Origin of the sequence: Actinoplanes campanulatus (genome assembly GCF_014647795.1) — a bacterium.
Lineage (GTDB): Bacteria > Actinomycetota > Actinomycetes > Mycobacteriales > Micromonosporaceae > Actinoplanes > Actinoplanes campanulatus.
The window spans coordinates 83,958-98,835 of the sequence record NZ_BMPW01000022.1 but is presented as its reverse complement, the minus strand read 5'-3'; the positions used below and the strand labels follow the sequence as shown (position 1 = coordinate 98,835).

10 protein-coding genes are annotated in these 14,878 nt (G+C 72.0%); 7 read left to right on the top strand and 3 right to left on the bottom strand.

Annotated elements, in window-relative coordinates; genetic code table 11:
- Positions 1-41: 41 nt before the first annotated feature.
- The 3 genes from IEZ13_RS35530 (at position 42) to IEZ13_RS35520 (ending at position 3,356) form a co-directional block, all read left to right on the top strand.
- A complete protein-coding gene (locus tag IEZ13_RS35530) occupies positions 42-641 on the top strand; it encodes a hypothetical protein (protein ID WP_183219954.1) in 600 nt (199 codons plus the stop codon).
- A gap of 7 nt (positions 642-648) precedes the next feature.
- On the top strand, positions 649-1,329 hold the full coding sequence (locus IEZ13_RS35525) for a class F sortase (protein WP_183219952.1): 681 nt from the start codon (positions 649-651) through the stop codon (positions 1,327-1,329).
- A gap of 170 nt (positions 1,330-1,499) precedes the next feature.
- Positions 1,500-3,356 carry a glycosyl hydrolase family 28-related protein gene (locus IEZ13_RS35520; RefSeq protein WP_183219950.1) on the top strand — a complete coding sequence of 619 codons (1,857 nt, stop codon included), beginning with the start codon at positions 1,500-1,502 and terminating at the stop codon, positions 3,354-3,356.
- Between the two features lie 25 nt (positions 3,357-3,381).
- Here IEZ13_RS35520 and IEZ13_RS35515 read toward each other — a convergent pair whose 3' ends face one another.
- Entirely contained in the window at positions 3,382-3,798 is a 417-nt protein-coding gene (locus IEZ13_RS35515; RefSeq protein WP_183219948.1) for a universal stress protein, read from the bottom strand.
- Between the two features lie 58 nt (positions 3,799-3,856).
- On the opposite strand from IEZ13_RS35515, the gene IEZ13_RS35510 reads away from it, so the two are divergent.
- The gene (locus IEZ13_RS35510; protein WP_183219947.1) at positions 3,857-5,224 is read left to right on the top strand and encodes an APC family permease; all 1,368 of its coding nucleotides are present in this window, start codon (positions 3,857-3,859) and stop codon (positions 5,222-5,224) included.
- A 169-nt stretch (positions 5,225-5,393) separates the two neighbouring features.
- A complete protein-coding gene (locus IEZ13_RS35505; RefSeq protein WP_183219945.1) occupies positions 5,394-6,380 on the top strand; it encodes a helix-hairpin-helix domain-containing protein in 987 nt (328 codons plus the stop codon).
- A gap of 227 nt (positions 6,381-6,607) precedes the next feature.
- On the opposite strand, the gene IEZ13_RS35500 is transcribed toward IEZ13_RS35505, so the two are convergent.
- Positions 6,608-7,783: a hypothetical protein gene (locus IEZ13_RS35500; protein WP_183219943.1), complete on the bottom strand. Its 1,176-nt coding sequence runs from the start codon at positions 7,781-7,783 to the stop codon at positions 6,608-6,610.
- Positions 7,784-8,131: 348 nt separating this feature from the next.
- Here IEZ13_RS35500 and IEZ13_RS35495 point away from each other — a divergent pair, with 348 nt between their 5' ends.
- The gene (locus IEZ13_RS35495; RefSeq protein ID WP_183219941.1) at positions 8,132-13,102 is read left to right on the top strand and encodes a beta-propeller fold lactonase family protein; all 4,971 of its coding nucleotides are present in this window, start codon (positions 8,132-8,134) and stop codon (positions 13,100-13,102) included.
- A gap of 23 nt (positions 13,103-13,125) precedes the next feature.
- Complete coding sequence (locus IEZ13_RS35490) at positions 13,126-14,481, top strand: transaminase (protein WP_183219939.1); 1,356 nt, start codon at positions 13,126-13,128, stop codon at positions 14,479-14,481.
- Here the strand turns inward: IEZ13_RS35490 and IEZ13_RS35485 are convergent.
- Positions 14,442-14,831, bottom strand: a complete 390-nt coding sequence (locus IEZ13_RS35485) for a winged helix-turn-helix transcriptional regulator (protein WP_229795445.1) — start codon at positions 14,829-14,831, stop codon at positions 14,442-14,444. The two genes, IEZ13_RS35490 and IEZ13_RS35485, sit on opposite strands and share 40 nt — an antisense overlap.
- Between the last annotated feature and the right edge of the window lie 47 nt (positions 14,832-14,878).

Below are 14,878 nucleotides of genomic sequence, written 5' to 3'. Positions count from 1 at the left end.
ACTAGCGTGGCGCCCACCCCGGCCGTCCCCGGAAGGACCGCATGTCCGACCCCAGCAGCTATCCGGCACACCGCCGGCCGAGCCCGTTGCAGAACAACCGGGCCGTCGCGATCGGCGCCGGGCTGCTGCTCGCGCTGATTCTGCTCTTCTCCGTGCTGGCGTACTGCGACAGCCGGGAGGACGACCAGCCGCCCGCCGCCGGGCCGGCGTCGTCCGGCCCGGGCGCGCCGCCGCCCGGTTCCCCGGATCCGGGCGCGTCGAACCCGGGCGGGCCGAGCCCGGGCGCGTCGAACCCCGGTGGGCCGAACCCGGGCGGCTCGCAGCCGGGCGGTGTGAACCCCGGGCCGTCCGGTGGCGGAAACGGATCAGTGCCGCCCGGTGCCGGTGGGTCCGGCACGGCCGAACCGTCCGGCGCCACCCAGCCACCCGGCACGACCCAGCCGCCCGGCACGACCGAACCGCCCCCGGTCACCGATGAGCCCAGTGCCGCTCCGCAGCCGACACCCTCCGGCGGCGTGGACACCGGAGGCGGCGGGCTGGTCGGCGGGCGGCGCCTCACGCTGCTGGTGACGGGCCTGTTCCTGTTCATCGCGGCGGCCGCTGCCGGGGCGTACAGCATGCGGCGCCCGAACCACCGATAGGCGCGGCGTGCCCCGCGTCCATGACCGCCGCGCGGCGGCCTTCGCCGCCGTGCTGGCGATGCTCGGAACCGCGACCGTCGCGCTCGGCCTGCGCACCGAGGACACCGGACCGGTACCACCGTCCGTCGTGGCGGAGGCCGTCGGCGCCTCGCCCTCTGACCTCACGCCGTCCGGCTGGGCGGTGGGCAGTGAGAGAAAGAAGGAGAAGAACGCGGCCGGCGGGCGGGGGATGCAGCGATCGGTGCCGGTGCGCCTGGAGATCCCGTCGATCGGTGTGGACACCGGGCTGATGACGCTCGGGCTCCGGGACGACGGGACGCTCGAGGTGCCGCCGCTGCGCGGCGACGCCCCGGCCGGCTGGTACCGCCACTCCCCCACGCCGGGCGAGGTGGGCGCGTCGGTGCTGGCCGGGCACGTGGACTCGGCGCGGGACGGGCCCGCGGTCTTTCACCGGCTGGGTGAGGCGCGGCCGGGCGACCCCGTCGCGGTACGCCGTACCGACGGCACCGTCGCCCGTTTCACCGTGACGAAGGTGGCCACCTATCCGAAGCGGGACTTTCCGAGCGACCAGGTGTACACCCCGCTGGATCGTCCCGGGCTGCGCCTGATCACCTGTGGCGGCGTCTTCGACCGTGGCCGGGGCAGCTACCGGAGCAACATCGTCGTCTTCGCGGAGGCCGTCTCGTAACCGCTTCCGGGAGCGGTTCCGACCGGCTTTTCGGTCAGCTTGGTTCCGGAACCTGACCGTCTTGCCCCGGTTCGGGCCGCATGCCGGAGAGCTTCCCTTGACAGAGGCGATCGAGGGTTGTTTCTGTGACGGGCATCATTGCGATCTTGTTTCGGAAGGAACCCCTCCGCATGACGAGAATCCGCCCGTTCCGCCGCGCCGCAGTGGGTGCCCTCGCTCTCGGGCTCTCACTCGCCGCCATGCCGGGCTCACCGGCGTCGGCGCACGGCTCCGGCACTCCGGGCTTCGGCTCCAACGTCACCGTCTTCGACCCCAGCATGCCGGTCGGTGACATCCAGGCCACCCTGGACGCCACCTACGCCAAGCAGGTCGACAACGAGATGGGTACGGCCCGGTACGCGTACCTGTTCAAGCCGGGCACGTACGGCACCGCCGAGCAGCCGCTCCAGATCAAGGTCGGCTACTACACGGAGATCACCGGCCTCGGGGCGAACCCGGGCGATGTGGTGATCAACGGCAAGGTGGAGGCGTACAACCGCTGCCTCGGCTCGGACCCGGCCAACCCCAACTGCATCGCGCTGGTCAACTTCTGGCGCACCCTGTCCAACCTGACCGTCAACATCAACGGGGCGGGCCAGGACGGCTGCCGGCAGACCGCCAACTTCTGGGCCGTCTCCCAGGCCGTCTCGCTGCGCCGGACCCAGTTCACCGGCGGCACGCTGTCGCTGATGGACTACTGCACCGCCGGCCCGCAGTACGCCAGCGGCGGCTTCATCGCCAACTCGAAGCTGCCGAACACCGTCAACGGCTCCCAGCAGCAGTGGCTCACCCGCAACAGCTCGGTGGAGAACTGGTCCAACGCCGTCTGGAACCAGGTCTTCGCCGGGGTGACCGGCGCGCCCGACGACGCGGCGTTCCCGGACCCGCCCTACACCACCCTCGACACCACCCCGGTCAGCCGGGAGAAGCCGTTCCTGTTCGTCGACGCCAAGGGCAAGTACCAGGTACGCGTGCCCGCCGCCAAGCGCAACACGGCCGGCACCTCCTGGGACGACGCCTCCGGCCGTACCATCCCGCTCTCCGACTTCTACGTCGCGAAGCCGGGTGACTCGGTCACCAAGATCAACGTGGCGCTGGCGCTCGGCAAGCACCTGCTGCTCACCCCGGGCGTCTACGACATCGCCCGCAGCATCGAGGTGCGCCGCCCGAACACCGTGGTCCTCGGCCTCGGCCACGCCACGCTGACCGCGGTCAACGGCGCCGTCCCGCTCGACGTCGCGAACGTGCCCGGCGCGATCATCGCCGGTGTCACCATCGACGCCGGCACCAAGGAGTCGCCGGTCCTGCTGCGCGTCGGCCAGAAGCACGGCCTCGGCTTCAGCTCGGCGGCCAACCCGACCACGCTGAACGACGTCTACTTCCGGGTCGGCGGCCCGCACATCGGCAAGACCAACATCGCGCTCGAGGTCAACAGCGACGACGTGCTGATCGACCACACCTGGGTGTGGCGCGGCGACCACGGCGTCGAGGGCTTCACCAACGGCGTGAACGGCGACACCGACCGCTGGAAGACCAACACCGGCCGCTACGGCGCCGTCATCAACGGCGACGACGTGACCGCGACCGGCCTGTTCGTCGAGCACTTCCAGAAGTACAACACCGTCTGGAACGGCGAGCGCGGCACCACCGTCCTCTACCAGAACGAGCTTCCGTACGACCCGCCCACCCAGGCCGACTGGATGAACGGATCGGTCGAGGGCTACGCCGGTTACAAGGTCGGAGCCAAGGTCAAGACCCATCATCTGTACGGCGCGGGCGTCTACGTCTTCAACCAGAACAACCCGTCGATCCACACCGAGAACGGGTTCGAGGTGCCGCAGACCCCCGGCGTCAAGCTGCACCACATCATGACCGTCAACCTGAGCGCCGGCATCATCGACCACGTGGTCAACGGCGTCGGCGAGGCAGCGGACACCACCAAGGTCGGCCAGCCGGTCTTCGTGGCGGACTACCCCGCGGTTTCGTGACCCTTCGCTAGCCAGGGTCTGGTGGTCACTCGTTCACGGGGCGGGTGACCACCAGCACCGGGCGGCCCGCCTTCTGGATCAGGGTGAGCGGCACGCTCCCCAGCAGCCGCTGCGCCACCACCGGGCGCACGCTCGAACCGAGCACGATCAGGTCGGCCTTCTGATCGCTCGCGAACCGGATGATCTGCTCCGCGGCGCGGCCCGGCAGGACCGTACGCGAAGCCTCGATCCCGACCTCGGCCAACCGCCGGACCGCGGCCTCCGCGGCATGCTCGGCCCGCTCGGTGTAGACGCTGCGCGGCATCGGTGAGAGATACTCGCTCTCCAGCTCGTCCACCGCGAGCACCGTGACCGACGCGCCCGTCTGCCGGGCCAGATCGGCGACGGCGTCGGTCACCCACGGCTGCTCGGCCTGGGGATTTGCGGCAAGCACGATATGCATGTCACCCAAGGTACGGGTAACGTCACTTATCCGCAGTGGACCTTCACAGGGAGCACTCATGGCGGATGTGACAGCGCCCGGGTCTGAGCAGCCCACTCTCAACCGGGTCATCGGCCCGGCGCTGCTGCTGCTGTTCGTGGTCGGGGACATCCTCGGCACCGGCGTGTACGCGCTGACCGGCAAGGTGGCCAACGAGGTCGGCGGCGCGGTGTGGCTGCCGTTCCTGCTGGCGTTCCTGGTCGCGCTGCTCACCGCGTTCAGCTATCTGGAGCTGGTCACGAAGTACCCACGGGCCGCCGGCGCGGCGCTCTACACGCACAAGGCGTTCGGGGTGCACTTCCTGACCTTCATGGTCACCTTCGCGGTGATGTGCTCCGGGCTGACCTCGGCGTCCAGCGCGTCCAAGGCGTTCGCCGGGAACTTCGGGAAGGCGTTCGACCTGTCCCTCGGCGACGGGTTCGTGCTCACCGCCGTGGCCCTCGGCTTCATCACCCTGGTCGGCCTGATCAACTTCCGGGGCGTCGGGGAGAGCGTCAAGGCGAACGTGGTGCTCACCTGTGTAGAGCTGACCGGCCTGCTGATCGTCATCGGGGTCGGCGCGTGGGCGCTCGGTGGCGGCAACGGCGACCTGTCCCGGCTCACCGAGTTCAACACCCCGCCCGGCGAGAGCGTGTGGCTGTCCGTGACCGCCGGGACGGCGCTGGCCTTCTTCGCGATGGTCGGCTTCGAGGACTCGGTCAACATGGCCGAGGAGACCCGGGACCCGGTCCGCATCTTCCCGCGCGTCATGCTCACCGGCCTCTGCGTCACCGGGCTCATCTACGTGCTGGTGGCGATCTCGGCGGTCGCGCTGGTGGCGCCCGCCGACCTCGGCTCCGGGGACACGCCGCTGCTCAAGGTGGTGCAGGCCGGGGCGCCCGGGTTCCCGCTGTGGGTGTTCGCGTTCATCACCATGTTCGCGGTGGCCAACTCGGCGCTGATCAACATGATGATGGCCAGCCGGCTGCTGTACGGGATGGCGAACGAGCGGGTCCTGCCGAAGGTGCTGGGCCTGGTGCACCGGCGTCGCCGTACGCCCTGGGTGGGAATCGTGTTCACCACGCTCATCGCGTTCGGGCTGATCTGGTTCGCCGATCTGGCCGCCCTCGGCGGCACCACGGCGCTACTGTTGCTCTGCGTCTTCACCGTCGTCAACGTGGCCTGTCTGGTGCTGCGGCGGGACCGGGTCGACCACGATCACTTCCGGGCGCCGACGGTCATCCCGGTGCTCGGGGCGGTCGCCTGCGCCTTCCTGGCCAGTCCTCTCTCCGGGCGGGCCGGGGCGGACTACCGGGTGGCCGGGGTGCTGCTGCTCATCGGGGTGGTGCTGTGGGCCATCACGTATGCGACGAACCGGCTCGTTCCGGGCGCCGTATCGCGTACCTGATCGGGTGATCGGACCGGGTCGCCCGATCGGCGTAACCGGCCGGAAATCTTGGGGCGCCGCAGGTGGCGAGTGTTCGACGCTGGTCGACACCCTCGTCGTGGCAGCTTGAGGCGATGTGCGAAGCTGCCCGCTACCACATGCATCCTCCTCTCCTGTCCGGAGGCCCGATATGGCATCATTCCTCTACTTTGTTGCCGGGCTCGTGATCGGCGTGATAGCCGGCTGGCTGATCTGGGGCCGCCGCTCCGGCGCCGCCGCCCCGGCCACGTCGACCTCGGCCCCGTCGACCTCAGCCCCGTCGTCGCCGTCGTCGTCCTCGGCCGAGGCCGCCGCGGTCGCGCCCGCGGTCGTCGCGACGCCGGCCGGCACCGACACCGAGCCGTCTCCCGTGACCTCGCCCGCCGACGAGCTCATCGCCGAGCCCGTCGCCGCCGAGCCCGAGACCGAGGCGGCGCCCGCCGTCGAGCCCGGGACCCCGGCCGAGCCGGTGGCCGCCGAGCCGGTGGCCGAGAAGGCGGCCGACGAGGAGACCGTGGCCTTCACTGAGACCGAGACCGCCGAGCCCGTCGCCGTCGACGAGCCCGAGACGGTCGTCATCGTGGAGCCCGAGCCGGTCACCGAGCCCATCGCCGAGCCGGAGCCGGTCGCTGTCGCCGAGCCCGTCGCTGTCGCCGAGCCCGTCGTGGAGCCCATCGCCGAGCCCGAGCCGGTCGCCGCCCCGGAGCCTGTCGCCGAGCCGGTTGCCGCCACTGAGCCCGCGCACGCCCCGGAGCCGGTAGTCGCGCCCGAGCCGGTCGTCGCCCCGGAGCCGGTCGTCGCGCCCGAGCCGGTCGTCGCGCCCGAGCCGGTCGTGGCCCCCGAGCCGGTCGTGTCCCCCGAGCCGGTCATTCCGGTGCAGGCCGTCATCACCGAGGAGCCCGACCTGGCGGCCTCGCCCGCCCCGGTCGACGCCCGGGACGACCTCACGAAGATCGCGGGCATCGGCCCGAAGGTGGCCGTCGCGCTCGCCGCGGCCGGCATCACCACCTACGCGAAGCTGGCCGACTCCGACGTGGACAGCCTCAAGCAGGCGATCAACGCGGCCGGCATGCGTGGTTCGGCGAGCCTCGCCTCCTGGCCGGCGAAGGCCCGCGAGCTGGTCGGCGCCAACAGCTGAGCGAACACGGGCGTGCCCATGCCGGGGCACGCCCGTCAGCCGTCGCCAGGGAGTCTCTTCCCCGGTTGTCGCCTGGCCTCGGTGTCAAGTCGCCTGTTCGCGTGTTCCCCGACTTCGCCGCGAGATTCGGCCGGTCCCCGCCGACCGCTCAAGCCATACGCAAACATCGATGCAGATCTCGAGCAATCGTCGCCGAACGGCGCGTTCTTGCGCGATCGCGGCATCCGTCAGAACTCCCGGCCGTCGTCGAACCACTCGGACGGTTCCTCGTCCACCGGCACGTGGAACCGCGCGGCCAGGCCACGGTAGGCGTCCCAGACCTGTTCCCGTTCGGCGGTGTCGATCACGCCGTACCGCTGATCTATGCCGTTGAAATCGGCGACGAACCGGCGCAGCGCACGCTCGGCCCGCAGGAGAAGATCCGGCGCCGACGGGGTGATCCCCTCGGCGGCCGCGAGCGCCCGCGCATAGGCGGAACCGGCCTCCTCGGCGGCCGCCTCCGAGTCCTCCACCCAGTCCCGGAACGGGTTGCCGAGGTGCCGGGCCAGCCAGGCGTCGGAGACGTCGCCCCGCACACGCACCTGGACACCGCTCCCCCGGTAGTGGTCGCGCAGCGCCCTCGCCACGCCGCGGCGGATCCCGTGCAGTTCGAGGCGGCGCAACTCCGGGAGATCGGGTAGATCGTCCGGGCCGAGGGCGTAGGCGCCGGACAGCGAGATGGTACGCAGACGGCAGCAGGCGGCCAGCAGGTGCGGATCCTCCAACCTGCCCGGCGGGTCGTCGAAGTCGAGCCGGAGTTCCGCCAGCTCGGTGAGGCCGGACAGCACCGAGGCGGACACCCCGGCGCCCACCCGGAGCCAGAGGTCCCGCACCCGGTGCAGCCCGCCAGGGAGCCGCACACCCGGCTCAGCGTTCCGCACCCGGTGAAGCCCGCCGGGGAGCCCCTCGTCCGGCTCGTCGGGGAACCAGCGCAGGCTCACGTCGTACCCCGCATCGGGAAGATCGACCCGCAGCGCGGGTGACCGGCCCGCGAGCAGCAATGTCTCCATCGCGGGCAGGCGAAGGCCGTGCAGGCCGCCGCAGCCGTGCAGGCGCAGGGTGGCGACGGCGGTGCTGGCGAGATCGATGTCGCCGACCGGATCGCGCCATTCGAGGAAGCGGATCCGCGGGCGGGTGCGGAGCGCCTCGGCGAGACCTCGGTCGGCGCCGGACCAGAGGATGTTCCTGGCCTGCGGGAAGGCGTCCAGCGCGGCGAAGTCGACCGGGCCGTCGGTGGGCACGCGATTGATCAGATTGAGTACGGTCATCGAGGCGATCATCGTCTGTGGACCGGCCCCGAAATCGACCTCGACGGTCGGCGGCGTCACGGAGCGCAACCCGAAGGCACCGGACAGATCAGACATCCGATCATGGTAGAACCACCGGATCCGGTGAAATCCGGGAATCCGCCGTGACTTCGGCACACTCTCCGGCGCACGATGGATCGACGCTCTTCCACCTCTTCCCAGGCCCGGCGATCCGGCAACATCATCGCTGGTAGATCGCCATGCGGACACCCGTCGCCGAGCGGCCCGGACGACCGCGTACCGGCTAGATCAACAACGCAGTGTCGCCGGATCGACGCCGTTCGTAATCAACTCGGGGTTTCGTGTCGCGCCTCGTCGTCGCACCATGGATGACGGGTGATGCTTTCGATGAGCGGGCGACGACTTGCAGTAGTGGTTAGCGTCGAGCAGCACGACGATCCCGTGTTGCGCAGGTTCTCGGTGCCGTCGGCAGATGTTCCGGCGTTCGTGGACGTGCTCGGGGAGACGGCGCTCGGCGGGTTCGACGTGACGTACCTGCGAGATCCCGGGGCGCGCGAGGCGTACTCCCGGGTGAAGTCGATATTCGACGGCCGGGAGCAGGACGACTGCGTCCTCGTCTACTTCCGCGGCGTCATGCTGACCGGGCCCGGCGGCGGGCTCTACCTGGCCACCGCCGACACGGTGATGGGCCGGCCCACCGACACCGCGATCGACGTGGCGCAGATGGCCGTCCTCATGCAGCGGAGCCGGGCCGGGCAGGCCGTGGTGCTGCTCGACGGGCGTACCGGGAGTCCGGTCGACGCCGGGCACCACTTCCGCGCGGCCCGGGCCGCCGAGTGGCAGAGCCGCGTCGTCATCGCCGCCACCGCCCGGCCCGAACCGCCCACCTTCGCCGGGCTCATCGCCGACGGCGTCGTCACCGGCGCCGCCGACCGCGACCGGGACGGCTGGATCGGCATCGGCGAACTCCACGACCACCTGCGCGAACGGGATCCCAGCGTGCGGCAGTGGGTGTTCGGGTCGGGGCGGCAGCCGTACCTGGCCCGGATCCGCCGCCAGGGCAGCGACCAGATGGCGCAGATCGCCCAGCTCGCGATCGCAGCCGCCGGCGAGGACCTGTCCCGCGCCGTCGAGGCCCGCTCGTCGTTGCAGCGGCTCGCCACCGGCGAGGGCCGGGTCGCGGCCGCGGCGTCGGCAGCGCTCCGCCGCACCTCGGTCCGCCTCGACGAACCGGCCGTCGACTTCGGCCGGGTCGCCCCCGGAACCCGCCAGCTCGCCGCCGTCGTCGCCGTCCAGGGCCCACCGCTGGCCGCCGCGTCGGCGGTCTCCAGCGATGCCGAGGGCCTGCACGCCCGCCTCGAAGGCAACGTGCTGCGGGTCTCCTGGTTCCCCACGGTCGGCCGGCTCGACGGGGCGGTCACCCTCGACGGCCCGGCCGGATCCGCCCGGCTCACCGTGACCGGCGAGGTCGCCGCGGACTTCGACGTGGCCACCGGCGGTTGGGTCCCGGCACCCGGAGGGAACGGCGGGCAGGCGGCCCTGCCCGCCGCGCCACCCAGCGCCCCGCCCACGAGCGGCGCTCCGGCCGCGGGTGGCGCTCCGGCCGCGGCTGGGGTCTCCCCACCCGGGTCGCCGGCGATCGGTTCCACACCGGCTTCCGGCGCCGGCCCGTACTCCGTTTCTCCCGCGCCCTCATCCGGCGCCGGGCCGCACACATCGCCTCCGGGCGGTGGCTTCGTGCCGCCGGCATCGGGTAGCCCGGCGCCCGCGTGGGAGGCGGCCTGGCCGGGCGAGACCCCGACGCCCGAGGAGGCGTGGCCGGGTGAGACGGCCTGGCCCGGCGAAGTCCGGAATCAGCCCTGGCAGACTCCGGACCCCGCAACGGCGCCCGGGGAGGCGGCACCACCCGCTCAGCCGGGCGGCGCGCCCGAGGGCGCCGGATCACCGGCCGCATGGCCATCCTCCGCTTCGGCGCCGACATCCGCCGGGTCAGAGAACACATCACCCAAACCCTCTTCCGGTACGGCCGAAGCGGTCCCGCCGTCAGCCGGATCCCCCGGATGGGCACCGACATCCGGGTCCCCGGCGTGGTCGCCCACGAGCGGCCCGCCGGTTCGGAGCACCCCGCCACCGGTCGAGGGCTCACTGCCGGGGCCGGCGTCCTCGGGGCTGCCTGCTGACGCGTCACCGCGGGTCTCCCCCGGTGAGGTCCCGGACTCGGACGGTTCGCGCACCGCGGCGTGGACCTCGCCGTGGGCGCCCACCAGTGGGCCGCCGTCGTCGAGTCGTTTCACCATTCCCGCAACCGGGCAGCCGGATGGCCCCGGGGATCCGGCGGCCCGGACAGCTACCGGCGAATCGGCGGCGCTGGAGAGTTCCACTGCCGAGCAGGTGAGTGACGCCGCCGAGCAGGCGGCTTCGCCGTCCGACAGCCGCCCGGCGTCCGACAGCCGCCCGGTATCCGACAGCCGCACGGAAGTAGGGCGCAGCGACTCGGTTGGCGCAGGCGTCAGCGAGGCGGCCTCGTTCGAGAACACGGCCAGGCCCGTCGATGAGTCTCCGGTGGCCTCCGCAGCGGGAACGAGCGGCGACACTTCGGCTGTGGAGCACTCGGACGCCCTCGGCGGCGAGTCCGAAGGGGCCGTCCCGGAGACCGAATCGACCGGGCCTTCGGGTGACGAACCCCTGGTCGCGCCTCGGGCGACGGTACGTGGTTCGTTCCCGGTAACGGCAGCGGACGCACCGGCCGTTCCCCAGGAACCGGCCGCGACCACCGGACCGGAAGCCGGGTGGGACACCACCGACCCGGCGACGGCTTCCGATGACACCTCCGGACCGGACGGCGAACATGCGGAGGTCTCCGTCGCTGAGGAAACGGCGGCCGACAGCCCTGAGGGAGTGCGCCCGGACGTGGACGCGACCGGCACGACGACGGCTGCGGAGAGCCCGGATGCGACACGGTCCGCCGGTTCGGAGCCGGGTACCGCCTCGGAAACGCCCGCATCAGGCGTGGCGGCGAGCAGCGCGGACGACCGGGCCGGGCAACCCGCGGCTGTGGTTGGCGGAGGGTGGCCGGTCCCGGGCAGTTCGTGGGGTTCACAGGAGTCCGATCCGGACGGCTTCTGGCCGTCGGCGGGGCGGAAACCCGGCCAGAGCTCGGCTGGCACCGACGCGGCGGACACTGCGAACACTGTCGCGGCCGGCACTGCGGGCACCGTCGCCGCCGGCACTGCGGGCACCGTCGCTGCCGGCACTGCGGGTGCTGTCGCGGCGGGTGCTGCGGCAGCAGCGGCCGCAGCGGGAACGCGGCCGAGCGAAACGAACGCGGACTCTGCCGTGAACGCGGGTGGCGGGGACGGGAACGCTCGGGAGGAGACGTCGCCCGACCTCGATGAGCGTGGCACGGACGGGCCGGAACCCGGTTCGGCCGATGACGGGGACCGCGGTCCGGTGGAGCAGAGTTCGGCGGGGCCTGCCGGGCCATGGCCGGGGCGGACGTCCGGGAACGGGGTCTCGATTCCGGCTCAACGGCAACCGGCTGAGGAGAACGGACCCTGGCTGGTTCCGTCCGCGCCGGGCGAGTCGGCCGCGGAGCACGGTGGGTTCGCGGACGCGGGTGCTGGTCGGGGGTTCGCCGGGGAGCATCGGCCACACGGGTGGCCGGGCACCGAACAGCAGGGCACCTCGGGCCGCCCCTGGGTCGCGTCGACCGCTGGTCCGGGAACGGAAGCCACAACCGGCGCGGCGGATACCGGCGCGGACCCGGCCGTAGCCGAGCCGGCAGGCGCCGGCACGGTCGGGTGGCCGACGTCGCCGGCCGCCGATGGCTGGCCCACGTCGCCGGCCGGCGGGTGGCCGACCTCGCCGGCGACCGCCTGGCCGGGGTCCGACCCGTGGGCCCAGGCGCAACCGGCGGCCGACCCGTGGGCGCAGGCGCAACCCGGGGCCGCTCAGGCCCCGGGAACGGCACAGCCGGACGACCAGCCGACCGGCACCTATGGCGCCGGCTATCCGGGTGGACAGGCCGGCACCGGCTACGGCCCGGCCGGCGGACCGGGTTCGACCACTTACGGGCAAACCGGTGGGCCGGGAGCCGGTGGATACGGGCAGGCAAGTGGGCCGGGAGCCGGTGGATACGGGCAGGCAAGTGGGCCGGGGGCCGGTGGATGGGGGCCGGACGGCGGACGGCAAGGCGGCGGCGGTTACAGCGGTCCGCCGCGGGTGACCTACGAGGACGGAACGGGATTCGGGGGCTCAGGACCGTACGGTGACGAAGGGGGTAAGCCGCCGCGGAGACGCCTGGCTCTGGTGGCGGGGGTTCTGGTGGCGCTGCTTCTGCTGGCCGGCGCGACGTACGCCGGAGTGCGGTTTGTCCTGAACCGTGACGAGCCGGAAGCCGCCTCGCAGAACTCGGCCCCGACGCAGAGCGCGCCCGGGCAGACCGCCGGCGCCGCGCCGACCGGGCCGGCGACCGAGCCGGCCGGGACGCAGCAGCCGGCCGCGCCCCCGAGTCTGGCGAAGCCGGTGGTGCTGGAGCAGATCAGGCTGGGGCGGGAGCCGGAGGGTGTGGCGGTCGCGCCGGACAACCGGACGCTCTACGTGGCCGATCAGGACTCGAGGGACGTGCACTTCGTCGACGTGCAGTCGAAGCAGGTCAGTGTGGTGAAGGTGCCGAACACGCCGCGGTTCCTGGCGTTGTCGGCGGACGGCGGCCGGCTGTATGTGTCGCTGTTCGAGAACGACTTCACCGGCAACGGGCTCGCGGTGATCGACACGGCGAACAGGACCCTGGTCAAGACGATCCGGACCGGGCCGCGGCCGTTCGAGCCGGCGGTGGCGCCGGACGGGAAGGTCTGGGTGCCGATCCACAACGGGGCCCGGGTGGAGATCTACGACGACAAGACGCTGACAGAGGCGGCGCGGATCTCGGTGCCGCCGAACCCGCACTGGATCGTGTTCACGCCGGACGGGCAGACCGCCTTCACCGCCAACCACGAGTCGAGCCAGATCTCGGTGGTGAGCGTTGCGGACCGGCTGGTGCGGAAGAACTTCAAGGTGGGTAAGTCGCCGCACGCGCTGGCCGTCACCCCGGACGGGAAGCGGCTGGTGGCGACGAACTACGACCTGGACACCGTGGAGGTCTACGACACCGGCGACCAGCGACTGATCCACAAGGTGGCGGTGGGTAGGGAGCCGCAGGCCGTGATGATCTCCGGGGACAGCCGGCACGCCTACATCGTGAACGAGGGGTCCGACAACCTCTCGGTGATCGACCTGTCGTCGGGCAGGGTGGTGTCGACGGTCCGGGTCGGGGACAGTCCGCGGGTCAACGCGCTGTCACCGGACGGCAAGCGGCTGTATGTGACCGATGGTCGAGGAAAGACGGTAACCGTGCTCAGAGTCTCGGAGGAGTAACGATTCCCTGGTAGCGTCGCGCCATGTCGACGGATTCCCTCTCCCGCGCCCGTCTCGCCGCTCTCACGGCGCGGGAGCTCGCCACCTTCGCCGACCGCCACGCCGGGTCCCGGGCCGCGTACGCGAACGCCACCCACCTGTTCGGACGGGTGCCGATGACCTGGATGAACAAGGCCGCCGGAAATTTCCCGATCTATCTGGACTCCGCGCGCGGTAACCGGATCACCGACGTGGACGGCAACGAGTTCGTCGACTTCGCTCTCGGCGACACCGGTGCGATGGCCGGCCACTCCCCCGAGCCGGTGGTCGCCGCGGTCACCGCGCGTCTCCGCAACGGCCTCGCCACCATGATGCCGACCGAGGACGCCGCGGTCGCCGGCGCTGAGCTGGCCCGCCGTTTCGGGCTGCCGGCCTGGAGTTTCGCGCTGACCGCCACGGACGCCAACCGGTGGGCGATCCGGCTGCTGCGCGCGATCACCGGCCGGTCGAAGATCCTGGTGAACAGCTACTGCTACCACGGTTCGGTGGACGAGTCGCTGATCGTGGTGGGCCCGGACGGGCGGGGCGTCTCCCGGGAGGGCAACGTGGGCGCGCCGGTGGACGTCACGATGACCAGCCGGGTGGCCGAGTTCAACGATCTGGCGGGGCTGGAGCGGGAGCTGGCGTACGGCGACGTGGCGGCCGTGCTGATGGAGCCGGCGCTCACGAACATCGGGATCGTGCTGCCGGAGGACGGCTACCTGGCCGGGGTGCGGGAGCTGACCCGCCGGTACGGCACCTACCTGATCAACGACGAGACGCACACGTTCTCGGCCGGGCCGGGCGGGGCGACCGCGTACTGGGGACTGGAGCCGGACGTGGTGACGATCGGGAAGGCGATCGGTGGCGGGGTGCCCGTCGGGGCGTACGGATTGAGCGCGGAGCTGGCCGGAACGCTCAGCGGGAGAGACGACCTGGACCTGGTGGACATGGGTGGGGTGGGCGGCACGCTGGCCGGCAACCCGGTGTCGATGGCCGCGACCCGCGCCACCCTGGGCGAGGTGCTCACCGAGGCCGCGTTCGCCGGGATGATCGAGACGGCGACGGCGTTCGCCGACGGCCTGGTGAAGATCATCGAGGGGTACGGGCTGCCCTGGTCGGTGAGCCGCCTCGGCGCCCGGGTCGAGTACCGTTTCGCGAGCCCGGCCCCGCGCAACGGCACCGAGTCAGCCCGTGGCGCGGACGCCGAACTGGAAGACTTCCTGCACGTCTACCTGGCCAACCGCGGTGTGCTGCTGACCCCATTCCACAACATGGCGCTGATGTGCCCGCAGACCACGCTCGCCGACGTGGCCCGGCATCACGAGATCTTCGACGCGGCGCTGAAGGAGCTGGTGTAGGCCCGGCGCGCCTCGGTCAGCTCCGGAAGGTGCTCCGCGCACCAGTCGCGGGCCGCGTCGATCAGGGTCAGCAGGCTGCGGCCGAGCGGGGTGAGCGCGTACTCCACGTGCGGCGGGTTCGCCGGGAACTCGGTGCGTGTCACCAGGCCGTCGCGTTCCATCGCCCGCAGCGTCTCGGCCAGCACCTTCTTCGTGATCGCCGACAACGGCACGAGCAGCTCGCCGAACCGGCGCGGCCCGTCCTCCAGACAGAGCACGATCATCGCCGTCCACTTGTCACCGATCCGCATCGGCACCTGCCGGGTGGGGCACTCGGGTGCGAACATGTCCGGCTTCAACTCGGTCGTCACGAAGCCCACCGTACTGCCGGTTTCGTTGCGGTAACCAGACCCCCGTC